This is a genomic window from Demequina sp. (assembly GCF_049841215.1).
In the GTDB taxonomy this organism is placed as follows: domain Bacteria; phylum Actinomycetota; class Actinomycetes; order Actinomycetales; family Demequinaceae; genus Demequina.
In genome coordinates, this window is the sequence record NZ_JASGEO010000013.1 from 38,946 (window position 1) to 60,904 (window position 21,959).

Consider the following 21,959-nt stretch of genomic DNA (forward strand, 5'->3'; position numbering starts at 1 on the left):
CTGAAGGGGTGACAGCCAGCACGGGCTTCCGCCCCATCGAGCGCACTCGTGCGCGCGTTGGTGACGCGCTGTTCACTCGCATTGCAGGCCCCAATGGGTACGAGGCTCGCTCACGCGTGCACAACACGCCTGGCCCGCGGTGGTTTCCGCCGGGCAGCGCGATTCGACGTGTGCATGGCGACGCGTCCACGTTCGTTGGCGGCCTCCGCGCGCTGCTGTTCCAGTCCCTGCATCCTCTGGCGATGGCTGGCGTCGCCGGCCACTCCGGGTATCGCGGAGACCCGTGGGGAAGGCTTGCGCGCACCTCCACCTTCCTTGCCTTCACCACGTTTGGGGCCGCGGATGACGCGCAACAGATGGTGGATCGCGTGCGCGCGGCCCACGAGCGGGTGCGCGGCAAGACGGCCGACGGCCGCTCCTACCGGGCGAGCGACCCGCACCTGCTGACGTGGATCCACATCGCGGAGGCGGACTCGTTCCTCGCCGCCCACCAGCGCTACGGAGAGCGCCCACTCGATGCGGCAGGGGCAGACGAGTATGTGGCGCAGGCGGGCCGCGTCGCTCGCGCGCTTGGAGCCGTCGAAGTCCCTGAGACCACTGCGGAACTCGCCGAATACCTCGAGGGATACCGTCCAGAGCTCGAGGCAACACCCGCAGCGCGGGACACGGCGGCGTTCCTCCTCAAGGAGCCACCCCTGCCCTGGGCCGCACGCCAGCCGTACCGGCTCCTCGCAGCGGGAGCCGGGGCGCTGCTGCCCCCCTGGGCCAGAGAGGAACTGGAGCTTGGTGGCTCACTGAACCGGGCCGTCGGGCCGCTTGCCGGACGAATCGCCACCACGGGTGTGCGGTGGGGAATGGGAAACGCCGAACAGCGCCGCATTAGGGGCTTCACGGGCCACTGAGCCAGCCGTACAGTGAGCGCATGACCACGGGCGCGGAGCGTTTTCTTGAGAATGGGGTGCTGGTGCGCACGCCGCGGCGGTGGGACGATCGCGCGCAGGTGTACGCCTACCTCGCGGGGCTCGTGTTTGAGACGCCGGAGGCCACGCTGAGCGAACGCGAGGTCATGGAGCGCTTGACGCCGCTCGCCGAGGATCCCCTCACCGTGAGGCGCGGATGGATCGACATGCGGCTCGTGAAGCGCACCCCGGACGGCGCCAAGTATTGGCGAGCTCCCGCGGTGCCGTAGCGCCTACTCGAGCCCGCCCACCTCGCTGCCGGGTTCGAAGTTGCCTTCGGCGACGTCTTCCCAGAACGCATCTAGCTCGTCGGGATCCAGCAGCACCGTGGAGCCAACGCCCTTGACGCGATAGCCCCAATCCTCGATAGGCGGCGTTCCCGAGACGGCCTGATCGCCCTGCCCTGACCGGAAGGTGAGCGCGATGCGCGCCAACTGGAACGGGCCCGTGCCGTCGCTCACGCGGAAGGCCTGCAGGCCGGCGTCGGCAACGCGCATCGCCTCGAATGGGTTGGAGACCACCTTGGAGGTGAAGACGCCGTCAACCACCGCGCTGACCAGTTGACGCTGCCGCGCGGCGCGGCCAATGTCGCCAAGCTTGTCGCTGTAGCGCATGCGCGCGAACGCGAGCGCGGTGTCGCCGTCCGCCACGTGGCAGCCGGCCTCCCACTCGAGCTTGGAGCGCCAGTCGTCGACGTCTTCGTCGTAGCACAGCTCCACCCCGCCGAGCGCGTCCACGAGGTCCGCAACTCCCGTGAGCCCCACCTCCATGTAGGCGTCGATGGTGAGGCCCGTGAGTCCCTCGATCGTCTCGACGAGCAGCTGAGCACCGCCCTCGGAAAACGCAGCGTTGACCTTGTTCTTCTTGTGGCCCGGGATCTCCACATAGGAATCACGCGGGATTGAGATGAGGTTGACCACGCCGTTCGGGGCCTTGTGCAACACCATGATCGTGTCGGTGCGAGCCCCGGTGGTCCCGTCGTCGTACTTCCAGCCCTCTCGCGAATCCGAGCCCACGATGAGGTAGGTCTCCCCCGGCGTGTTCTCGGCGCCACTCAACGCGTCCACGTGCTGGATGCGCTTGTTGACCCACAGGTACGCGAGCACGCCCGTTGTCAGCACCGCCAGCAACAGGATGACCACCGTGTTGCGGAACCAGTGACGCTTGCGCTTGGGCTTTGTCTGGGGTTGCTTTGGTGGGCCCGACGCTGGGGCTGGCTTTGGTGCGGGGCGTTGCGCGGGCGTCCGCGCCGGCGTCCTCGCGGGAGCGGGGCTCGCCGGTTGCGCCGGCCGTGGCTGGATCGACGGAGGCATGGGTCGCCGCGCGCCCGGGGCGCCGTGTTGCTCGGGCTTACCCCCGGTAGAAGTCACGCGGCGAGCGTAACCCGCCCCAGCGTCGGGCCGATGGCGGCGCGCTGAGGCGGATAGTCTCGGGAGCATGGCCGTAGAGCGCATGGATAACGTGTCGATAGTGGTGTCCGACCTCGATGCGGCGGTGGCGTTCTTCGAGGCCATTGGGCTTGCGGCGGGACAGCGCGCAACGGTGAGCGGAACCTGGGTCGATGACGTGCTTGGGCTTGATGGTGTCGAGTCCCAGATTGTGGTGCTCGAGACGCCTGACGGTGCGGGGCGGATCGAGCTCGCGCATTATGTGACGCCGCCCGCTGAGCCTGTGCCAGCCCCTGCTCCCAACACGCTCGGACTGACGCGTGTGATGTTCGCGGTGGATGACATCGACGCCACGCTTGAGCGCCTGGCACCGCTCGGCGGTACCCCGTTGCGAACTGTCGCCAGATACGAGAATGCCTACCGGCTGTGCTACCTGCGCGGGCCCGAGGGGATCATCGTGGCGCTCGCGCAAGAGCTGTAGCCGGTAGGCACATCTCGTATGGCGGACGGCTAGGCGGGGCCTTCCGTCAGCGTGACCGACGTGCTGTGGGTGTCGCCGCTCGCGTCCGTCCAGGTGATCGTCACGTTGTCGCCGGGCTCGAACCCTTTGAGGGCCGTGGCAAGCTCATCGCCGCTCGATACTGCGGTGCTGTTGACCGCGGTGATCGTGTCGCCTGCGACGAGCCCGGCCTTGGCCGCGGGGGTGTCCTCGTAGACGGTGCCGATCGTGGCGCCCGTGGTCGTCTGGCCGTAGCCGTAGGACTGCGCGAGTCCCACGCCGAGGAACGCGGAGTAGCCGATGCTCACGGTGCCGGATTCGTCCCCTGCCTGGATCTGCTCAACGATCGCGAGCGCGTCTTCGATGGTGATGGCGTAGGCGGTGGTGACCGCGGATCCGCTTGAGGCGGCGGTGGTCATGCCGATGACCTCACCCTCGCTGTCGAGGAGTGCGCCACCTGAATCGCCTGCCACCACGTCAGCCTGAATCTCGATGGTGCCCGTGAGAGTCTCGCCGTCCTCGTAGTAAGTGGAGGACGTGGTGACGCTTGCGTCGAGCTCCGTGATCTGGCCCGTGGCGGCCATGAGGACCCCGCCGCCGCTCGCGTTGCCGACGGCCGTGACGGTATCGCCAACGGTCTCTGTGTCGTCGTCATCGATGGTCACGGTTGCCAAGCCAGAGGCGTTGTCGAGTTTGAGCAACGCCACGTCATTCGTGGAGTCCGTGCCCTCGAGCGTGGCCGTGTAGGTCTCGTTCGTGCTCGGGTCCGTCACGGTGATCTGCGTCGCTCCCTCAATCACGTGATTGTTGGTCAGCACGTAGCCGTCGCTCGTGAGGATCATTCCGGTGCCGGCGGCCTCCCCGCCCGAGTATTCGAGATCCGTGTCGATGAGCACCACTCCGGTGGACTGCTCCGCGTTCGCGGCGGTGGCTGCGGCGTAGGAGCCGCCGCCCGTGCTGCCGTCGTATCCGGGCTGGGTGGGCGTTGCCTGCTGGCCGCCGCTGTACGGCTGGAACTGCTGGAACTGCCGGAATTGCTCGTAAAGGCTTTGGAGGTCCTCGAGCGACCACTCATTGGAGCCCCAGCCGGGGCCTCCCCAGCCACCGCCTGGCTGTGCCTGGACGTCTGCGGCGGCCACAACGTCGGCCGTGCCAGTGTCCGCGTCTGCCGTGCCTGCGTACGCAACGCCAAGCCACAAGAGGGTGGCGAAGGCGAGAGCGCCGGTGAGAGCGCGCCTACGGCGGGTGCGCGGGGTGCGGGTGGCGGTGGTGACTTCGATGGGATCTTCCATGTCTTCCTCCTTGAGCTTCTCTTTGAGTCAACCGCGCGGTCTACAGACGGCGCTGAGAGGTGCCTGAGAGTTTGCTGGGAGTCATGGAGGGCGGATGAGTTGGCCGATACGCCGGGTTTTGTCGGGCCCGGTCGCGAAACCGGGCCGGGCGGCCATCCATCTACGACGTACGTTGCCGCACGCCTCTAGCGACCTACCCGGAAGCTCGGGCGAGCAGCCCTCAAGCGCTTCCTGTCTGGCCTTGCTCCGAGTGGGGTTTACCGTGCCGCCCCTGTCACCAAGGACGCGGTGAGCTCTTACCTCACCCTTTCACCCTTACCTCCGTTGCCGGAGGCGGTTTGCTTTCTGTGGCACTGTCCCGCGGGTCACCCCGGGTGGCCGTTAGCCACCACCCTGCCCTGTGGAGCCCGGACGTTCCTCGGTGTTGGTTGCCCAACAACGCGGCCGCCTGGCCAACTCATCCGCGGGATAAGTGTAGCCAGGCGGCGCGATGTACTACTGGCCAGCAAGCAGCGCGTACAGGTCCTTGCGGGCCTGCGCGATGACCTTCACGGCCTCTTCGGCGGTGTCGCCGCCTTGGCGAGCCGCGAGCATGGCCGCGTCACGGAGCTGGTGCATCTCTTGGCGCAGCGCGATGGCGCTCGAGGCGCCCTCTGGCTGCGTGAAGACCGTGTCCGCTTCGGAGCCGTGCTCCGCGAGCCACTGGCTACCCGCCTCGGTGAGCGAAGCCGTCTTCCGACCCTCGACGGTCTCGAACTGGATGAGTCCCTCATCCTCGAGCGCCTGCAGCGTGGGGTAGATCGAGCCGGGGCTCGGCGACCACATGCCATTCGAGCGCTCCTCGATGGCGCGCATCAGGTCGTAGCCGTGGCGAGGCTGCTCCGCGAGCAGCACGATCACCGCGGTGCGCACGTCACCGCGATTGCGGCCACCGCGCGGTCCGCGTCCAGGGCCGCGTCCAGGGCCAAAGCCCGGTCCTGGGCCAAAGCCGTCCGACCCAAACCCACCCGGCCCAAACCGAGCCTTACGGCCCCTGGGCCCAAAGCCTTCGTGGTGTGATTCAAAGTCGTGGTGGTGGCGGTTTCGTCCGCCGTACTTCATGTCTTTCATGAGCGTCTCCTTTCGTCGACATACTCACGATATATCGCGTAATACTCGGATGTCAATCGGGGATGTCTGGCCCATCCACAGTTCCTATCGGTACATCCGCGTCGCTTCGCGCGGCGGAGTCGACCTGTGTGTACCGACAGGCTCCAGCGGCGCCGGTAGGTTGGTGGCCGTGCTGATCCTGCTTCCCCCCTCTGAGGGCAAGACGGCTCCAGTAGACGGCGACCCGCTAGACCTCGAGAGCTTGAGCCACCCGGAACTCAATCGCGCGAGACAACGCGTGGCGCGAGATCTGATCGCGGCAAGCGGCCGCCGAAACGCCCTGCAGATCCTCGGCGTGGGGGCGTCCATTGCGCCCCAGGTTGCCAACAACAACACGCTGTGGAGCAACCCAACCGCGCCCGCGGCCCAGGTCTACACGGGCGTCCTCTACGACGCGGCAGCGTCGTCTACCTGGGATGACGCGACCTTGGCGCGCGCCAGGGACCGCATCCGCATCATCTCCGGGCTCTGGGGAGCGCTCTCCCCCGCTGACCTGATTCCCGCGTATCGCCTCAACATGTGCGTCCACCTGCCGCGCGTAGGCGCCTTGACCGCCATCTGGCGCGCCAATCTCCCTGCCGCCCTCGATCCCCTCGCACATGACCAGCTCATCGTCGACTGCCGTAGTAGCGACTACGCGGCCGTCTGGAAGGCGCCCGCGGGTGGTCTCACCGTCCGCGTGGCCTACCTCCAGGACGGCAAGCGCAAGATCGCGAGTCACACCGCCAAGCACACGCGCGGGCTGCTCACCGGCGCGCTCGTGGCGGCGCCCACAGACCCCACCGCCCCAGAAGAACTCGCGCAGATCGCAAGCACCCTCCCCAACGTCACCGACGTGGAACTAGACAAGGGCGCCCTGACGCTCCTTACGTCCTGAGGTGCCGCGGCGGCTCGTACCCGGGCACCAGGTTCCACGCGTCGACCTCGCCCACCCCAAGCACCCACACGTACTCGTTCTTGAGCTTCTTGCCATCCTCCGCAAAGGGACCCGTGCGATAGGGGTACACGGCAAGCGAAGGCAGCGTGCCGTCGGGCGCCGTACGAATCGCGTTGGAGAAGTCGCCGTTGGCCGCGCGCAGGTGAGCGAACACCTTTGTACCGACAGCAATCTGGTCGGCGGCGCCTGCCGGCGCGTCCTGAACCAACTGCAACGCAATGTGCAGCTGCCGGTCACCGGCCGCGTCCTCGTACGAGATCAGCCGGTGGTTCTCGATAACATCCGCAAGCGCGGGATCTGAGAACACCGCGTCACGCACAGAGTCAGGCGCCATCACCGCGCCGTTGTAGTCAACGGACATGTCGGAGCGCCCGTAGAGGAACAGCAGCGGGAGGTCCGTAATCCGCTCAGAACGGAGGCCAGAGAGCCCAACCTCGCGCAGCACCGGATCCAGGTCCCGCATGCGCAGCACGTGCCCGCGGTCGTGGATGTTGTACCGAATACGAGGGTTGATGTTGGTGCCGCGGGTGATCGTCACCAACAGTTCGCCAGCAGCGTTCGTCTCCATCAAGTAGTCGAACGGGTTGAATTGGAACACCATGGGCAGCACGCCGTACTCGCGCTGCTTGGTGAGCCGCGCGGACAGTTCCGGGGATGCCGCGATCGCCTGCCGCAGCGCTATCGAGAAGTCCGTCTCGATAGCCACGTTGATCTCTAGGTCGGACGCGCCATATGACCCATACGCCGCACGCGCGTGCTCCAGGATCAGTCCGCGCATGTTCTCGCTGATGCCCTCGCCGCCAAACGCGGTCACCACCTCGTATTGCGACCAGTCGAGCCGATCGTCCTCGAAAAGCGCCTTCAGAAACGGCGGGTAGCCCGTGATCACATACGTGTACGAGGGCCCAAACTCCTGCATCGTGTGGATGACCTTGTCGCGGTCCGGCCCAATCGACTTGATCATCGTGATCTCTGTCAGCGACGCCGACACGTTCATGCCAGTAGCCCACGCGCCAAGCGAGAAGCAGTTGAGCACGAACGGCTGGCGATTGGGGAACTCGCGCTGCGTGCGCCAAAACCCCATCTGCAGCAGTTGCCGCGTCGCGAGCCGCTCATCCGGCCCGCGCACCCAGCTCGTCGGCACCCCGGACGAGCCAGACGACTCATCCACCACCACCCCGCGCCGCGGCAGCTTCCCGCCAAGAGACCGCTGCTCCACCGAGTACTGCTTGATGTAGCTCGCCTTGTCCATCTCGGGAATGGTCGCCAGCGCCTCCGGCAGCTTGAGGCCCGACGGGATGGTTGGCTTGGCACCCTGGCTCGCCAAGAACTGGGCGTACGCAGGCACCTTCTTGGTCGCCTTGTCGAACGTGCGCCAGGCGCGCATGCGGCCGCCGAACCAGCGCAGTCGCTCGATGCCGGGCCCCAGCAAGAACCGGTGGGTGCGCACGGATCGCGTGAGTTGCCTGATCACCAGGTCAAAGAGCCACAACAGACCAAATAGCAGGTACTTGAACGCATTTCTCACGCGACGATCATCTCCTCGAGCGGACGGCGGTAGGCCACGGGCGGGGTCTTGGCGTAGCCGAGCCGCACCAGCATCCACGCCATACGCCCATCCGTCTCCGCAATGCCCGCGGCCTCCACAAACCGCGCATGCGACCGCGGATTGGTGATGACCGTGCCGAGCGGATGCAGAGCGACTCCTCGTGCGGTCAGTTCGAGCCACGAGCGCATGAACAGGCGTCCCGCTTCCAGATAGTCACCAGGGCCAGCGAACGGACCCTCGAACCACGCCACCTGCGCCACCCCGCGCATCGTGCGCAAATACACGGACTTGATGACGCGCCCAATGACTGGCGCCTCCCACATGCCGCGATGCCCCATGGCGAACCGCAGCAGCCTGCCCGGCATGAGCATCGCGTCCGCGGAGAGTCCATCTCCAGACGAGCGCGCCTGCTCGTCGCTGAACCGCAGCCAGGTCATGATCTCGTGGTGCACCGCGTCGTTGCGCAGATCATCGAACAGCGTCTCCTGATTCACGCGAATGATTTCGGCAACCACCGCAGGGTCCTGCGACGACGCAAAGGTGTGCCCGCCGTCGGCCGCAATACCAGCGACAACAGCTAGGTCGCCCGACGCTACGGCCCGGTTGTCGTACGGCCTGCGGTTGGTGCGGCGAGCGTCGAAAGCGGCCCTGCGGGCCGCGTCGCGCGGCGTCGCCGTGCGCGGAGACAGCACCAATGTACCGAGAGGATGAAGGCGCTCCGCGGAGTCGAAATCCATCTCCGTCAGGGTGAGTTCCTCGCGCACCTCGTAGCCCGCGGCCGCGGCAACAACGGAGAGCGATTCGAGGAACACGCCAGCGCACACGTGGCCAAACGGGATGCCGAAGCTCTCCGCGGGGAGCCCGCGATCGAGGTCGTAGAACACGTGGGCGGTGGTGTCGTCGATGACCCGCACTCGGATGGGTTGGGAGTTGTGGGGAGATGGATAGGTGCGCGCTGCCTCAAGAAGCCCACCCCATGGGCCGGCGACGTCCGTCACTCGGCCGCCCCAGCGTCGGGCAACTCAGGAGCGTCGTCGTCCTCAACTACAGGCGGCGCAAACACCAGGGTGGTACCGCGCCCGGCGAGCACGGCATTGGCCGCGGCGACGAAGTCTTCCGGCGCCACCCCGTACAGCGGAACGCGGGTGATGACGCGCTCTCCGTCGCTCAGGCTGACGCGCGGATCGAGCTTCCCGGGCAGTGCCTCGATGGGCGGCACGGTCACCTCGATGCGCTTGCCCGCAACCCACTCGAGCGGGCGCCGAAGCACTTGCTCCTGGAGGGACTGTGGCCACTCGATCGAGCCCGCGCCCGTGTGCACGAGCAACGCACGCTTGTTGCGCAGGATGTTCACCACTGCCGCCACCGCAAGCAGCAGGAACGGCACGGCGAGCACGAACATCACGACGCTCACCCACGGCACCCCAACAAGCACTCCTACGAGGATGAACGCCCCCGCCATGGCCGCTCGGTATCCCAGTCGCGACCAGAACGCTGACGTGGGCTCCCGCAGCAGAACTGCGGACCCCTTCCATGCAGTCGACATGCCTGTGAGCCTAACCAACTCAGGACGTGGGCACGCCGAGCGCAAGCAAGTGATTGTTGTGCATCTGCCCCTCTGGAGTGACGCGCAACTGCAGAATCGTGAGGGACGCGGGGGTGGGCCAAATGCGGGCCACCGTCGCGGGGGCCATCTCCATCGCCGCCGCGACCATCGACTTGATCGCCACAGAGTGCGACACGATCGCGATGGTGCGCGGGATGTCTTCCTCGGCGCACAGCCGCGCCTGCTCGGCGGCCAAGTCCTCCATGAACGGCCGCATGCGCGCCACGACGTCGCCAAGGGACTCCCCGCCCGGCGCCTTCTCCTCCGCGTCATCCCAGCGGTGGAAGAGATCTCCGGACAGCGCGAACGCTTCCGGCGCGCTCAGGCCCTCCCACTCGCCAAAGTTCACCTCGCGCGCGCGATCGTCGACCTCAACGTGGAGGCCCAAACGGCGCCCTAGCGCCCCCGCGGTGTCTTGCGTGCGCTGCATCGGTGAGGCGAGGATGCGGGACACCGGGGCGAGCGGAGCCCAGGTCTCGCGACCCACGCGGTACACCGCATCCGCCGCCTTCGCCGCCTGCACGCGGCCCGCCGCGTTGAGGGGCGGGCCGGCCACGCCTCCCCCTGACAGCAGGTGGGATGTCGTCATGTCCGTCACGCCATGACGCACCAATACCAGGGACAACGTGGAGACAAGGTCTCGCCTGCTGGAATCGCGCCAGTTGATCACCGGCGCCGGATCGGGATCGTCGTATTCGGGCCCGACGCTGGGGCCAGTTGCCCCGTGCCCTCGCACAATCTCGCGATCGCGGGTGTCCATCGCCTCGTTCGCGAGCGCATCGGCGGCGCTGTTGCGCTCTCGCGGGATCCACTCAAAGGTCACCTCGCGGTCCCCGATGATTTCGCGAGCGCGAGCAGCAAGCGGCTTCATATCGGCGTGCTTGATGGCCCACCGGCCGCTCAACTGCTCCACCACCAACTTGGAGTCCATCCGCACATCGATCGCCGCATCCGGAGCGATCGCCACAGCGGCCTCGAGCCCCGCGATGAGTCCGCTGTACTCGGCGACGTTGTTGGTCGCTACGCCCAGGTAGCCCGCGCGCTCCGCGAGCACGGCACCCTGGGCATCACGCACCACCGCGCCATACCCCGCGTGTCCGGGATTCCCGCGCGATCCCCCGTCCGCCTCCACAGTGAGGCGATCATGCGTCATGCCTCGCGCACCAAGATTCGCCCGCACTCCTCGCAGCGCACCACCTGATCGGGGCTCGCCGCGAGGATGGCGGAGAGATCTCCCGCGTTGAGCGTCATGTGGCACCCCTGGCACTGCCCGCGCACCAACGGAGCGGCGCCAATGCCACCGTGCTGGTCCCGCAGCTTTTCGTAGAGCACGAGGAGCGCGGTGTCGAGGCCTTCCGCGGCCTTCACGCGCTCGTCCGCAATCTCCGCGAGCTCCGCATCGATCTCGGCGAACGCGGCGTCGCGCTGCTGCTCGAGTTCGTCGATCTGCTTCGCAATCTCCGCGTGCTGAGTCTCCGCGGATGCGAGCTCCGCCTCCGCGGCCTCGAGTCGCTCCATGGCCTCGAGCTCCACATCCTCGAGCTCGCTCGTGCGACGCTGCAGCACTTCGAGTTCGCTGCTCAGCGCCTGCAGGTCCTTGGGAGTGCCCTGACCGGAGTTGAGCCGCGCGTTGTCGCGCTCCGCGCGCGCCCGCACACCCGCCACGTCGTCCTCGATCTTGGTGACCTCGCGACGCAAGTCACCCACCGTGGCACCGCGCGCGGCGCGCTCATCGCCAAGGTCCACCACGCGCGCAGTGAGCTCGTCGAGCTGGCCAAGTACGGGAAGGGTCTTGCGACGATGCGCGGCCTGCTGTGCTCGCAAGTCTGCGGCCTGGACGTCAAGCAATCGCTTCTGATCGGCGGCGGGTGCGGTAGGCACGGTCTCTCCTTATGACGCGTCGAAGCGCGCGGTCCAGGGGTCGGTATTCACGGTGGAGACGAAGGTGTCAACGCCCAACTCGTCAGCGAGATACGCGGCCGCATCTGCGAGCCACAGCCACTCGGAGGCAAAGTGCGAGACGTCGACGAGGTACGGGCGCCCATCGCCCAATCCCGCAAGCTCGCGAGCATCGAGCGCAGGGTGGTGGCGAAGATCGGCGGTCACATAGACGTCCACGCCCGCAGCGCGAGCGTCGTCCAGGAACGCGTCCCCCGCTCCCCCAACCACCGCAACCGTTCGCACCGGCGCGTCGAGGTCGCCAGCAACCCGAACGCCGTGCGCCGTCGTGGGAAGCGCGGAGGCGACGCGCTGCGCAAAGTCCCGCAGCGTCGGGCCGTCGCCAAGGGTTCCCACGCGGCCCGTGCCAAGCGCGGCCTCCCCGGCGACCGACACCAGTGGTCCCGTGACCTCCAGCCCGACGGCCCTGGCAAGGGCGTCAGCCACGCCACCGGCGGCGTGGTCAGCGTTGGTATGCGCGTTGGCGAGGGCCGTGCCTCCCTGCACGAGCGCGTGCACGACAGCGCCCTTCGCAGTGTCTGCGGCGACGTTGGAGACGCCGCGCAGCATCAGCGGGTGATGCGTGATGAGCAGCTCGGCACCGGCTGCCACGGCCTCGCGGGCCACGGCAAGGGTGGGATCCACGGCAAAGTGAGCGCGCGTGATTTTCGCGTCCCGAGAGCCCACCGTGAGGCCGTTGACGTCCCACTCCTCCGCGAGCCGCGCGGGAAAACGGCGCTCGAGCGCATCAAGCGCGTCGCGGACGGTGGGCATGCCCCTAACCTACCCGCGCGGGTGCTCCTCGTCCTCACGTTTCAGGTTGGCCTCGAGCAGCCGATCGAGCTTGCGCTCAAGCTCGATGATGCGCTTGCGGTCCTTGTCGTCTCGCGCCGTCGGCCCGTCGACGTCGCCTCCACGGGAGTTCGCCACGAACCACGACGCGATGGACGCTGTGATAATCGCGACGAGCGCCAATCCCACCACCATCAGCACAATGCCGATGGCGCGTCCCGGAGCCGTCACGGGGACCATGTCTCCATAGCCAACGGTCGCGATGGTGACAAACGCCCACCAGACTGCGTCGCCGAGGTTCTCGATCGTGGAACCCGCTTGGCCGCGCTCTGCCGCGAGCACCGCGACCGAGCACACCCAGATCAGCAACACCCCCGCGATGATCACGGCGCGGCTTGTACGGGCTATCGCCTGGCCTGATCGCAGGCGGCTGTCACCGATCACCGCGAGAACTTTGAGCGGACGGAAGGCCGGCCACAACACCGCGAGCACGTCGAGGGGGTGGGTGAGAAGCCAACGTAGCGGCCGCTCCGCAAAGGTGACTCGGACGACGAGATCGATGACGAAGGCGACCCAGATGACCACCTGCAGCACCAGGCACACCACGCGCAGCCATGCGGGCATGTCTTGCCACGCCACGATGGCGGTGAAGACCACGAGGAAGATCAGCGCGAGCCAGATCATGATCGGGTCCGCGATGCGCGCGTAGCGATCCTCGCGCTGAGCCCTATTGGGGCGCGTTGGCCTCACGAGGCGCCGCCCATGATCCGTTCCCACACGTCGCCTCCTGCAGCGACGCGGCCCGCGTTCTCCAAGCGCAACGCGTTGGAGTGTGGCTTGCGCTGCGCCTGGTCGCGGATCTGTGCGTCGAAGGTTTCTGTGAACTCGCCGCGCGGAATGGCCGCGGTCACCGCGCGCAAGAAGGCGGCGTCTAATTGGTCCACGCCTGCTCCGGCTACGTCGATGCTGGTGGCGGCCTCGAGCAAGTGACCCTCCGGATCTTCAGCGGGATCCACCGCTGTCCACATGTGGCGCTCGATAATCTGTGCCACGCGATCACACCTGTACGCGTCCCAACCAGCTCCCGCAGCGAACACCGACCCAACCGCGCCACCGGCCACCTCGAACGCCACGGTATGGGAGTCAAAGTTCTCCGTCACGCCAATGTCGTGCAGCATCGTGGCCACGTAGAGCAGTTCGGCGTCGTACTCAAGGGCGTTGCGCTCGGCAAGCGCGACCGCCCACACCCAGGAACGCAAGCAATGACTGACCAGGTCGGGTGAGCACCATTGCGTCGCGACTTCGTGTGCGCGCGCGGCAATCGGGCTTGGCGGCGCAATGAGCGCTTCCACATCAATTGTCACGGGATCTCCCAGGCTCGCGCACGTGCCAACCCTAGTCCCGCTCCACCGTCACCGCGGGAGTGACGTAGATTCGGTGAGGTGCCGGCACAGACGTCTCAAGCCACGTTCGATGCCATCGTTGTGGGCGCGGGCCACAATGGCCTCACCGCCGCGGCGTACCTGGCCCGAGCCGGCAAGTCCGTGCTGGTGCTCGAGCGCTCCGATCACGTGGGCGGCGCGAGCGTGTCCGCGCAGGTATTTCCCGGCATTGATGCGCGCCTCAGCCGCTATTCCTACCTGGTGTCGCTCATGCCTGAAGCGGTGCGCAAGGAGTTGGGCCTTCGCATCACTCTCAGCAGGCGGCGCTTCTCGTCATTCACCCCAGATCCCGTGGACCCTTCGCGCGCACTGCTCGTCGACACCCACGATCCCGCCGCGACTCTAGAGTCCTTCGCGAGCGTTGGCGCCCGCGGTGATGCGGCCGCGTGGGCGGAGTTCTATTCGCGCACGGGAGCGCTCGCCGCGCGGCTGTTCCCCACCGTGACCGAGCCCCTGATGGGGCCACGGGAGGTGCGCCAATTGATTGGCGCCAACGATTGGCGTGACTTCGTTGAGCGCCCCATCGGCGACGTCGTTGAGCGCTCATTCGAGTCAGACCTGGTGCGCGGAGTGGTGCTCACGGACAGCCTCATTGGCACATTTGCCAGGTCCGACGCTTCCGACGGCCTCGCCAACCGCTGCTTCCTGTACCACGTGATTGGTGGCGGAACGGGAGACTGGGACGTGCCCGTCGGCGGTATGGGGGCAGTATCTGGGGAACTCGAGCGGGTTGCTCGCGAGGCGGGCGCCCGCGTACTCACCAGGGCTACCGTGACTGCTATCGACCCGGGATCACCGCACTCGCCTGCCACGGTCGTGTGGGAGGACGACGACGGCCGCGTCCACGAGGCATCGGCGAGCCACGTTCTAGCGGCGTGCGCGCCAGCGGTGCTTGATCGCTTACTTGGACGCGAGCCCGAGTGGCCGGAGGGTTCGCAGCTCAAGGTCAACATGCTGCTGAAGCGCCTTCCCCGCTTGCGCGCGGCCGCGGATCCGAGCGCGGCCTTCGCGGGCACCTTCCACATCAACGAGACCGCGAGCCAACTCGACGCCGCCTTCGCCGAGGCCCAGAGCGGGTCCATCCCCAGCCTTCCGCCGGCCGAGATCTACTGCCACACGTTGACCGATCGCTCGATCCTTGGTCCACAACTCAACGAAGCTGGCGTCCACACACTCACGCTGTTCGCCCTCCATCAGCCTGCCTCGCTTTTCCGCGCGGACCCTGAGGCGAGCCGCGCCGCCGCGCTCGAGACAACGCTCGCCTCGCTCGACTCGGTGCTTGACGAGCCCATTCGCGAGTGCCTCGCCACCACGCCGGACGGCGAGCCCTGCATCGAGGCCCGCTCCCCCGTAGACCTCGAGGAGGAACTGGCCATGCCGGGCGGCCACATATTCCACGGAGACTTGAGCTGGCCGTGGGCGGAGCGTGAAGAGGACGCGGGCACATGGGGCGTCGAGACTGCGTTCCCGCGTGTGTTCATTGCCGGAGCCGGGGCCCGCCGCGGCGGCGGCGTGAGCGCGATCGCCGGACGCGATGCGGCGATGGCGGTGCTGAGCAAATAGTGGGCCCTACCGGACTCGAACCGATGACACCTGCGGTGTAAACGCAGTGCTCTAACCAACTGAGCTAAGGGCCCGCCGACTATTCTCCCGGCGCGTGCCCATTGCACCAAACCGAGCGTCGCTAGCATGGGGCCGTGGACACCGAGAGTCCTAGCGGGATCAAGGCGTTTCTGCGCCGCCGCTGGGTCAAGCCCGCGGCCATCGTGCTCGTGAGCCTCATCGTCGGCTGGTTCATCATTCGCTTCATTGGCAAGGTGTCGTGGTCCGCAGTTGGAGACGCGATCCGCTCCGTTGGCATCTGGGAGCTGCTCGCGCTCGTCGCGTTGCTCCTGGTAAGGCAGGTAGTCAACGCGATCCCCATCGGTCGATTCACCCCGGGCCTCGGCCTTCCCAAGTCCGTCGTCAGCGACGTCAGCGCCAACCTCGCGGGCACCATCGCGCCCCCGCCCGGTGACGTGGTGGTGCGGATCGCGCAGTTCCGCACATGGGGCATCAACCCCGTGGACGGCATGGCGGGAGCCACTCTCAACATGCTGATCTTCTACGGCGCCCGCTTCGCGGCACCGGCACTAGGCGCGGCGATCTTCTGCCTGTACTCGTTCGAATCCGGCCACGTTGTCACGGGGGTGATCTCGCTCATCATCGCCATCGTGATCGTTGCGGTGCTCGTGGGCGTCTTGCAGTCCGACGCTGTGGCTGAGCGGCTCGCTCGGCGTGCGGCGCGTGCGGCAACGGCAATGAGCGCCAAGGTCGAGGAGCAGAAATGGGTGGACGCGGTAGTCGACTTCCGGCGCCGCATCGGCAAGACCCTCAACCGCAACCTCGCCCCCGCGCTTCTTGCGATGGTGGCCGGAATCGTGGCGGACGCAAGCATCTTCCTCGCGGCGGTGCGCTTCGTGGGAATCGGCGCGGACGTCGCGCCATGGCCAGTAGTGGTGGGAGCCGTGCTGCTCGCCTATCCCCTCACGATCCTTCCCATGTTTGGCCTTGGCGTGATGGACGCGGTGATCATCGCGGCCGTCGTTGACGTGACGGGAGTCGAGTACGAGTCCGCGCTCGTCGGCGCGGCGATGGTGTGGAGAGTGATCACCCTTGGTGGCACCCTCGCGCTTGGCGCGCTCGCCATGGCCTGGTGGCGCGCCCAAGCCGCGCGTGCAGAGGCGGCGACCACAGCGTCGGGCCTATGAGCGAAGCGAAGAGAGCGCTCCTGTCCACTTCTCCAGCTCGTCAAGCATCGTCGCGGCCGCTCCGGGCGCGTGCTCCGGGGGCGTGAACACGCCTTCCGTGATGTGCTTGGCGACGAACTGAACAGACACGCTGTCCTTCAGGGGGTGCATGTCAAGGTTCGCGAGCAGCAGCCTCAACGTCTGCGTGGAGCGCAACCCGCCAGACACTCCCCCGTACGAGACCACCCCTGCAGGCTTGTACTGCCACTCCTTGGCGAGGCACTGGACCGCGTTCACCAGGGCTGCGGGCGCGAAGTAGTCGTATTCAGGGGTGACGAAGACGAACGCGTCCGCGTCCTCAACAATGGCCGACCACCGCTTGGTGTGCTCGTGCTCGTATTGCTGCTTGGACGGGTGCGCCGCCTCGTCGAGGAGCGGCAGGTCCAGGTCCTTGAGATCCACCAGGGTGATGTCGAACGCGCCGTGATCCCGTGCGGCGTTGACGAACCACTCGGCAACGCTAGGGCCTACGCGGCCGGGGCGAGTGGATCCGATGATGATGGCGAGCTTGTGCGGCATGCCCCCATCATTACTCACCCAGGAGGGCCGTCACTTCACGCCGGTAGTCCGCGATGTCACGCGCCTGGCCCTTGGGGTTCACCACGGACCAGCGCACCACACCATCGGCGTCGATGAGGAAGGTGCCGCGCGTCGCGAGTCCCTCGCGCGGGTTGAACACCCCGTACGAGCGGGCGGCGTCGCCGTGGGGCCAGAAGTCGCTGAGGAGCGGCGAGCGGTACGAGTGCGTGTCCGCCCACGCCTTCATCGTGTAGATGGAATCACACGACGCAACCACCACGGTGAGGTCATCGCGGCCCTGCAGGTCTGCGGCGTTGCGCAACTCGATGAGTTCGTTCGTGCAGACGTCACTAAACGCGAAGGGCACGAATACCAGGAGGATCGCCGTGCCGCGGTGCTCGGCGAGCGAGAACGCCCGTCCGTGCTGATCGGTGAGGGAGAACTGAGGAGCTGCGTGGCCGTCAAGCGCATGCGTCACTTGGAGCGACCCTTCTCCACCAACTGGGTGGCACACCAGCTCTCGCCGATGACGAATGTTGAGGTGGCGTGCAGGCCCGCGAGAGAGGACGCTTCGCCGATCTCGCGCGCATCCACGTGCCCGGTGACGCCCTTCTTGGGGGCCAGCAACCACACGCATGCGCCATCGTCGAGAAGGCTCTGGACGTCCATCAGCAGATCGGCGAGGTCGTCATCGCCTTCGCGGTACCAGACGATCGCGCCGTCCGTCACGTCGCCAAAGTCCTCGTCAACGAGGCCCTCTCCCGTGGCGGACTCGATGGCCTCGCGGAACTTCTCGTCGCAGTCGTCGTCGTAGCCGAACTCCTGGATGACCAACCCTGGCCTAAGGCCCAGTCGCGCAATCGTTCCGGAATCACCGGCCGTTGCGCCCTCCGTAGTCGCCACGCTGGCGCCGCTCCCTTCGTTGAGGCTGGCGCTCATCGGCGCCGTCCTGCCCACAGTAGAGGCACGCGGGCGGCATTCGCAACGGAGGCCCCCTCCCCCCGTATGTTGTCGGTACATTCGCGTCGCGTCCCGCGCGCGAAGCGACGCGAATGTACCGACTGGATGCGGGAGGGGATGGCAAGCGGGCCGACGGTGTGGTCACCTCGCCCACCGGGCCTCCCATGCTGTGCCAAGATAAATGGCAGATGCGCGCACCCGCGCGGCCCCTCACCTATTCGGCGCACACCCCAGCGCCAGCAAGGACGGATTCTGTGGACACCTTCGGAACAGTCGACAAGGACCCGAACGAGACTGAGGAGTGGCTCGAGTCGCTCGACGGCCTCATCGAGACCGGCGGCGAGTCCCGCGCAGAGTTCATCATCGAGCAGTTGGTGGAACGCGCCGCCACAAAGCAGCTCTCCGTGCCGCTGAGCCTGAACACTCCCTACGTCAACACGATCCACGTTGACGACGAGCCGGAGTTCCCCGGCGACGAGGAGATCGAGCGCCGGTATCGGGGCTGGATCCGCTGGAACGCCGCGGTGATGGTTACCCGCGCGCAGGCAACGGGCAAGGGCGTTGGGGGGCACATCTCGTCCTACGCGTCCGTGGCCACCCTCTACGAAGTCGGCCTCAACCACTTCTTCAAGGGCAAGGACCACCCCGGCGGCGGAGACCAGGTGTACTTCCAGGGCCACGCCGCCCCCGGCGTGTACGCGCGCGGGTTTGTTGAGGGACGCTTCAGCGAGGACGATCTCGACTCGTTCCGCCAGGAAAAGTCCGGGCCGGGCCGCGGACTGTCGTCCTACCCGCACCCACGACTCATGCCGGAGCTGTGGGAGTTCCCAACCGTGTCGATGGGGCTTGGTCCGTCTTCGGCCATTTACCAGGCATGGACCAACCGCTACCTGCAGTTGCGTGGCATTAAGGACACCTCTGAGCAGCACGTGTGGGCGTTCCTCGGCGACGGCGAGATGGACGAGCCTGAGAGCCGCGGCATGCTCCAGTTGGCCGCGAACCAGCAGCTCGACAACCTCACGTTCGTGGTCAACTGCAATCTGCAGCGCCTCGACGGTCCGGTGCGCGGCAACGGCAAGATCATCCAGGAGCTCGAGGCGTTCTTCCGCGGCGCTGGCTGGAACGTCATCAAGGTGGTGTGGGGCCGCAACTGGGACGCGCTCCTTGAGCGCGACGAGGATGGCGCACTCGTCAACCTCATGAACACCGTCCCCGACGGCGACTTCCAAACCTTCCGCGCGGAGTCCGGTGCCTTCATCCGTGATCAGTTCTTCGGCGGCGACCCGCGCGCCAAGGAACTCGTCAAGGACATGACGGATGACGAGATCTGGGCGCTCAAGCGCGGCGGCCACGACTACCGCAAGCTCTACGCCGCCTACCTCAAGGCGACGACGAGCAAGAACGGCAAGCCCACCGTCATCCTCGCGAAGACCATCAAGGGCTATGGCCTCGGCTCCAACTTCGCGGCGCGCAACTCGACGCACCAGATGAAGAAGCTCGCCGCCGCGGACCTCAAGGTGCTGCGCGACACGTTCGACATCCCATTCACCGACGAGCAGCTTGAGGCGGATCCCTACAACCCGCCGTACTTCCACCCGGGAGCCGACGACCCCGCGATCCAGTACATGCTTGAGCGGCGCCGCGCGCTTGGCGGCTTTGTGCCGGAGCGCCGTGACACTCACACCGAGGTCAAGTTGCCTGGTGACAAGGCCTACGAACTCCTTGCGAAGGGCTCCGGTAAGCAAGAGGTGGCCACGACGATGGCCTTCGTTCGCCTCTTCAAGGACCTCATCCGCGACCCCGAGTTCGGCAACCGACTGGTGCCGATCATCCCTGACGAGGCCCGCACCTTTGGCCTCGACTCGATCTTCCCCAGCGCCAAGATCTTCAACACGCAGGGCCAGAACTATCTGCCGGTTGACCGTGAACTCATGCTCTCCTACAAGGAGTCTGAGGCGGGCCAGATCATGCACACCGGCATCAACGAGGCCGGCTCCGCGTCCGCATTCCAAGCCGTCGGCACGTCGTACGCCACGCACGGCGAGCCGCTCGTGCCGTTCTACATCTTCTACTCGATGTTCGGATTCCAGCGCACGGGCGACCAGTTCTGGGCGGCGGGCGATCAGCTAACGCGCGGCTTCATCATTGGCGCCACTGCCGGCCGCACCACGCTTACCGGTGAGGGCTTGCAGCACGCCGACGGCCACTCGCCTCTGCTCGCCGGCACCAATACCGCTGTGGTTCAGTACGACCCCGCGTACGGGTACGAGATTCGCCACATCGTGCGCGACGGCCTGCAGCGCATGTACGGCGACGACGGGCGCGACCCCAACGTCATGTACTACCTCACGGTCTACAACGAGCCGATCCAGCAGCCCGCCGAGCCGGAGGACGTGGACGTCGAGGGCATCCTGCGCGGCATCCACCGCATCGCCGCCGCTCCCGACGGCCCCGGACCCGAAGCACAGATTCTCGCCTCTGGCGTGGCCATTCCATGGGCGCTCGAAGCCGCAGAACTGTTGTTGCACGACTACGGCGTGCGGGCAGCCGTGTGGTCGGTGACCTCATGGAACGAACTTCGTCGCGACGCCTTGGCGGCGGAAAAGCAGGCGTTCCTGAACCCCACGGAACCCCCGCGGACGCCGTTCGTGACCGCGAAACTGCAGGGAGCGTCGGGCCCGTTTGTGGCCACAAGCGACTACGACCACCTGGTTCCCGACCAGATTCGGGCCTGGGTGCCGGGCGACTACGCGGTGCTTGGCGCGGACGGGTTCGGGTTCTCGGACACCCGTGCGGCGGCGCGACGGTTCTTCTACATCGACGGGCCGTCGACGGCGTGCCGGGTGCTGTACGCGCTCGAGCGACGCGGACAGGTTGCCCCGGGCACCACCGCTGGAGCGATTGCGAAGTACGAGCTGCACGACGTCCGCAAGGGCACCTCTGGCAACGCGGGCGGCGACTCCTAAGGCGCCTTGGGGGGCTCTGGCTCGGCCTCGGGCTGGTCCTCTGGCGCGTCCTCGGACTGGGGCTCTGGCTCGTCCTGTGGCTCGCTCGGAGCTACCCCTTCGACTGCGTCTGCGAGTTCGTCGGGCGCTTCGTCCTCGGTCACCGGAAGCAACTCGGTGTCGGCTGCTGGCATCACCTGAGTGTCCGCAACCGGCTCACGCTCCTCGCTCGCGAGCCACGCGGCCGAGGTCCCGGCCGCGGCCTTGTCGGAGCCGTTGCCGCGGCTCTCCTTGGTGGCGGCGGGCTTGGTGTCTTTGGGTTCGCGGGCCGGTTCAGGCTCCGGCGTCGAGGCGGGCTCCGGCTCCGCGCTGGTGAAGGCACCCACGTATTCGGCGTCGCGAGTCTCCGTGGCGACGGCCTCAGCGCCAGCCTCACGAAGTGACCGGCGCACGGAGAATGCCAGGGCGATCACGATGAGCAGAAGCAGCCCGCCGGCCACCCACAGCCCGATGATGAGCGGGGTGGCGAAGACTCCCTCGGCGTTGACGCGGATGTAGCCAGCCATCTCGCAGTCGCCCTCATCCGCGTTGATGTATCCGAACGCGTGGTACGTGCCACGGAGCTGCAAACCGCTCTGGTCCTCGATGTCGTCAAGGAACTTGCTCACCGGCTCGGTGCCCGCCCATTCGGTGAGACCCTCCGCGTTTGCGCGCTCCGCCGTCCAGATGGTGATGGGGATGCCACCAATCGCCGTTCCCAAGCCGCTGTCCCAGTTGGTGAGCACGGTGTCCGTAGACGAGGTGAACTCCACCGAGTCGTCCGGAGTGGTGTCGAAAGCGTCAAAGGCACTGGTATCCGTGGGAGTTGCCTCGTCCGTCGCAGACGCGACAGTGAGGCTGCACCCCTCGCTAAGGGTGCCCGTGTTCAGGAAGGTCTCCGGTATCCCTGTCAGTGCTACGCCGCCGAGAACGCCCGCGATGATGGCGCTCGTGACGAAGCGCTTCTTCCCGCGTCTCGTGGTCTGTGTCAGCAGTAGCTCGACCACAAGAATCGTCACCGCGAGAACACCAAACAGGATGAACCTGTCTGGTGGGGCAACGCCGAGCTGCCACAGCAGCCCCACAACTACGAGTCCCAAGAGAAATCCAAGGAGCAGTCCTAGCAGGGGTTTGGGCCGGGGCTTCATGTGTTCTC

The 21,959-nt window shown here is 66.9% G+C and carries 22 protein-coding genes, 1 tRNA gene and 1 other RNA gene; 7 read left to right on the plus strand and 17 right to left on the minus strand.

Features of this window, described 5'->3' with window-relative positions:
- The first annotated feature begins 8 nt into the window (after window positions 1-8).
- Together QM618_RS06060 and QM618_RS06065 are read left to right on the plus strand one after the other, a co-directional pair.
- Window positions 9-902 carry an oxygenase MpaB family protein gene (locus QM618_RS06060; RefSeq protein WP_428095724.1) on the plus strand — a complete coding sequence of 298 codons (894 nt, stop codon included), beginning with the start codon at window positions 9-11 and terminating at the stop codon, window positions 900-902.
- Between the two features lie 20 nt (window positions 903-922).
- The gene (locus QM618_RS06065) at window positions 923-1,189 is read left to right on the plus strand and encodes a DUF2087 domain-containing protein (protein WP_428095726.1); all 267 of its coding nucleotides are present in this window, start codon (window positions 923-925) and stop codon (window positions 1,187-1,189) included.
- Between the two features lie 3 nt (window positions 1,190-1,192).
- On the opposite strand, the gene QM618_RS06070 is transcribed toward QM618_RS06065, so the two are convergent.
- The gene (locus QM618_RS06070; protein ID WP_428095728.1) at window positions 1,193-2,329 is read right to left on the minus strand and encodes an LCP family protein; all 1,137 of its coding nucleotides are present in this window, start codon (window positions 2,327-2,329) and stop codon (window positions 1,193-1,195) included.
- Between the two features lie 67 nt (window positions 2,330-2,396).
- Here QM618_RS06070 and QM618_RS06075 point away from each other — a divergent pair, with 67 nt between their 5' ends.
- Window positions 2,397-2,828 (plus strand): VOC family protein, encoded by a 432-nt coding sequence (locus QM618_RS06075; RefSeq protein ID WP_428095730.1) that lies wholly within the window; start codon window positions 2,397-2,399, stop codon window positions 2,826-2,828.
- 29 nt (window positions 2,829-2,857) lie between these two features.
- On the opposite strand, the gene QM618_RS06080 is transcribed toward QM618_RS06075, so the two are convergent.
- The 3 genes from QM618_RS06080 to QM618_RS06090 all read right to left on the minus strand — a co-directional run bounded on the left by QM618_RS06080 (window position 2,858) and on the right by QM618_RS06090 (window position 5,248).
- Window positions 2,858-4,138 (minus strand): S1C family serine protease, encoded by a 1,281-nt coding sequence (locus tag QM618_RS06080; RefSeq protein ID WP_428095732.1) that lies wholly within the window; start codon window positions 4,136-4,138, stop codon window positions 2,858-2,860.
- 91 nt (window positions 4,139-4,229) lie between these two features.
- Window positions 4,230-4,598, minus strand: an RNA gene (gene rnpB, locus QM618_RS06085) — RNase P RNA component class A.
- A gap of 35 nt (window positions 4,599-4,633) precedes the next feature.
- On the minus strand, window positions 4,634-5,248 hold the full coding sequence (locus tag QM618_RS06090; protein WP_428095734.1) for a PadR family transcriptional regulator: 615 nt from the start codon (window positions 5,246-5,248) through the stop codon (window positions 4,634-4,636).
- A 169-nt stretch (window positions 5,249-5,417) separates the two neighbouring features.
- Here QM618_RS06090 and QM618_RS06095 point away from each other — a divergent pair, with 169 nt between their 5' ends.
- Window positions 5,418-6,164, plus strand: coding sequence for a YaaA family protein (locus tag QM618_RS06095; protein ID WP_428095737.1), 747 nt, complete (start codon window positions 5,418-5,420; stop codon window positions 6,162-6,164).
- Here the strand turns inward: QM618_RS06095 and QM618_RS06100 are convergent.
- Genes QM618_RS06100 through QM618_RS06135 form a run of 8 tightly spaced genes read right to left on the minus strand, consistent with a single transcriptional unit; the run spans window position 6,154 to window position 13,473 of the window.
- A complete protein-coding gene (locus QM618_RS06100; protein ID WP_428095740.1) occupies window positions 6,154-7,752 on the minus strand; it encodes a phenylacetate--CoA ligase family protein in 1,599 nt (532 codons plus the stop codon). The genes QM618_RS06095 and QM618_RS06100 overlap by 11 nt on opposite strands.
- Window positions 7,749-8,771 carry a hypothetical protein gene (locus QM618_RS06105; protein ID WP_428095742.1) on the minus strand — a complete coding sequence of 341 codons (1,023 nt, stop codon included), beginning with the start codon at window positions 8,769-8,771 and terminating at the stop codon, window positions 7,749-7,751. Before QM618_RS06105 ends, QM618_RS06100 begins: the two co-directional genes overlap by 4 nt.
- Window positions 8,768-9,319 (minus strand): hypothetical protein, encoded by a 552-nt coding sequence (locus tag QM618_RS06110; RefSeq protein WP_428095744.1) that lies wholly within the window; start codon window positions 9,317-9,319, stop codon window positions 8,768-8,770. The genes QM618_RS06105 and QM618_RS06110 overlap by 4 nt, the downstream gene beginning before the upstream one ends.
- A gap of 19 nt (window positions 9,320-9,338) precedes the next feature.
- Window positions 9,339-10,532, minus strand: coding sequence for a bifunctional RNase H/acid phosphatase (locus QM618_RS06115; protein WP_428095746.1), 1,194 nt, complete (start codon window positions 10,530-10,532; stop codon window positions 9,339-9,341).
- Complete coding sequence (locus tag QM618_RS06120) at window positions 10,529-11,260, minus strand: zinc ribbon domain-containing protein (RefSeq protein WP_428095748.1); 732 nt, start codon at window positions 11,258-11,260, stop codon at window positions 10,529-10,531. Before QM618_RS06120 ends, QM618_RS06115 begins: the two co-directional genes overlap by 4 nt.
- Window positions 11,261-11,269: 9 nt before the next feature.
- A complete protein-coding gene (locus tag QM618_RS06125; RefSeq protein ID WP_428095751.1) occupies window positions 11,270-12,091 on the minus strand; it encodes a Nif3-like dinuclear metal center hexameric protein in 822 nt (273 codons plus the stop codon).
- Window positions 12,092-12,100: 9 nt separating this feature from the next.
- Complete coding sequence (locus tag QM618_RS06130; RefSeq protein WP_428095753.1) at window positions 12,101-12,859, minus strand: potassium channel family protein; 759 nt, start codon at window positions 12,857-12,859, stop codon at window positions 12,101-12,103.
- On the minus strand, window positions 12,856-13,473 hold the full coding sequence (locus QM618_RS06135) for an HD domain-containing protein (RefSeq protein ID WP_428095755.1): 618 nt from the start codon (window positions 13,471-13,473) through the stop codon (window positions 12,856-12,858). The genes QM618_RS06130 and QM618_RS06135 overlap by 4 nt, the downstream gene beginning before the upstream one ends.
- 78 nt (window positions 13,474-13,551) lie before the next feature.
- Here QM618_RS06135 and QM618_RS06140 point away from each other — a divergent pair, with 78 nt between their 5' ends.
- A complete protein-coding gene (locus QM618_RS06140) occupies window positions 13,552-15,114 on the plus strand; it encodes a phytoene desaturase family protein (RefSeq protein WP_428095757.1) in 1,563 nt (520 codons plus the stop codon).
- Here the strand turns inward: QM618_RS06140 and QM618_RS06145 are convergent.
- Window positions 15,115-15,188 (minus strand) — tRNA-Val (locus QM618_RS06145). It lies immediately after the preceding gene.
- A 60-nt stretch (window positions 15,189-15,248) separates the two neighbouring features.
- Here QM618_RS06145 and QM618_RS06150 point away from each other — a divergent pair.
- The gene (locus QM618_RS06150; protein WP_428095759.1) at window positions 15,249-16,301 is read left to right on the plus strand and encodes a lysylphosphatidylglycerol synthase domain-containing protein; all 1,053 of its coding nucleotides are present in this window, start codon (window positions 15,249-15,251) and stop codon (window positions 16,299-16,301) included.
- On the opposite strand, the gene QM618_RS06155 is transcribed toward QM618_RS06150, so the two are convergent.
- From QM618_RS06155 to QM618_RS06165, 3 genes are read right to left on the minus strand one after another with little or no spacing between them, the layout of a single operon-like run.
- Complete coding sequence (locus QM618_RS06155; RefSeq protein WP_428095762.1) at window positions 16,296-16,859, minus strand: NADPH-dependent FMN reductase; 564 nt, start codon at window positions 16,857-16,859, stop codon at window positions 16,296-16,298. The two genes, QM618_RS06150 and QM618_RS06155, sit on opposite strands and share 6 nt — an antisense overlap.
- A gap of 10 nt (window positions 16,860-16,869) precedes the next feature.
- Window positions 16,870-17,337: a redoxin domain-containing protein gene (locus QM618_RS06160; protein WP_428095764.1), complete on the minus strand. Its 468-nt coding sequence runs from the start codon at window positions 17,335-17,337 to the stop codon at window positions 16,870-16,872.
- Window positions 17,334-17,798, minus strand: a complete 465-nt coding sequence (locus QM618_RS06165) for a DUF3052 domain-containing protein (protein ID WP_428095766.1) — start codon at window positions 17,796-17,798, stop codon at window positions 17,334-17,336. The genes QM618_RS06160 and QM618_RS06165 overlap by 4 nt, the downstream gene beginning before the upstream one ends.
- Before the next feature lie 209 nt (window positions 17,799-18,007).
- Between QM618_RS06165 and aceE the strand changes: the two genes are divergently transcribed.
- Window positions 18,008-20,785, plus strand: a complete 2,778-nt coding sequence (gene aceE / locus QM618_RS06170) for a pyruvate dehydrogenase (acetyl-transferring), homodimeric type (RefSeq protein ID WP_428095768.1) — start codon at window positions 18,008-18,010, stop codon at window positions 20,783-20,785.
- Here aceE and QM618_RS06175 read toward each other — a convergent pair.
- A complete protein-coding gene (locus tag QM618_RS06175; RefSeq protein WP_428095770.1) occupies window positions 20,782-21,951 on the minus strand; it encodes a hypothetical protein in 1,170 nt (389 codons plus the stop codon). The genes aceE and QM618_RS06175 overlap by 4 nt on opposite strands.
- Window positions 21,952-21,959 lie beyond the last annotated feature (8 nt).

What these genes read in the sequence shown, in the direction of transcription:
- QM618_RS06080 (WP_428095732.1), bottom strand. Translation starts at nt 4,138, where the DNA reads ATGGAAGATCCCATCGAAGTCACCACCGCCACCCGCACCCCGCGCACC.
- QM618_RS06075 (WP_428095730.1), top strand. Translation starts at nt 2,397, where the DNA reads ATGGCCGTAGAGCGCATGGATAACGTGTCGATAGTGGTGTCCGACCTC.
- QM618_RS06110 (WP_428095744.1), bottom strand. Translation starts at nt 9,319, where the DNA reads ATGTCGACTGCATGGAAGGGGTCCGCAGTTCTGCTGCGGGAGCCCACG.
- QM618_RS06165 (WP_428095766.1), bottom strand. Translation starts at nt 17,798, where the DNA reads ATGAGCGCCAGCCTCAACGAAGGGAGCGGCGCCAGCGTGGCGACTACG.
- QM618_RS06115 (WP_428095746.1), bottom strand. Translation starts at nt 10,532, where the DNA reads ATGACGCATGATCGCCTCACTGTGGAGGCGGACGGGGGATCGCGCGGG.
- QM618_RS06090 (WP_428095734.1), bottom strand. Translation starts at nt 5,248, where the DNA reads ATGAAAGACATGAAGTACGGCGGACGAAACCGCCACCACCACGACTTT.
- QM618_RS06175 (WP_428095770.1), bottom strand. Translation starts at nt 21,951, where the DNA reads ATGAAGCCCCGGCCCAAACCCCTGCTAGGACTGCTCCTTGGATTTCTC.
- QM618_RS06155 (WP_428095762.1), bottom strand. Translation starts at nt 16,859, where the DNA reads ATGCCGCACAAGCTCGCCATCATCATCGGATCCACTCGCCCCGGCCGC.
- aceE (WP_428095768.1), top strand. Translation starts at nt 18,008, where the DNA reads ATGCGCGCACCCGCGCGGCCCCTCACCTATTCGGCGCACACCCCAGCG.
- QM618_RS06125 (WP_428095751.1), bottom strand. Translation starts at nt 12,091, where the DNA reads ATGCCCACCGTCCGCGACGCGCTTGATGCGCTCGAGCGCCGTTTTCCC.
- QM618_RS06065 (WP_428095726.1), top strand. Translation starts at nt 923, where the DNA reads ATGACCACGGGCGCGGAGCGTTTTCTTGAGAATGGGGTGCTGGTGCGC.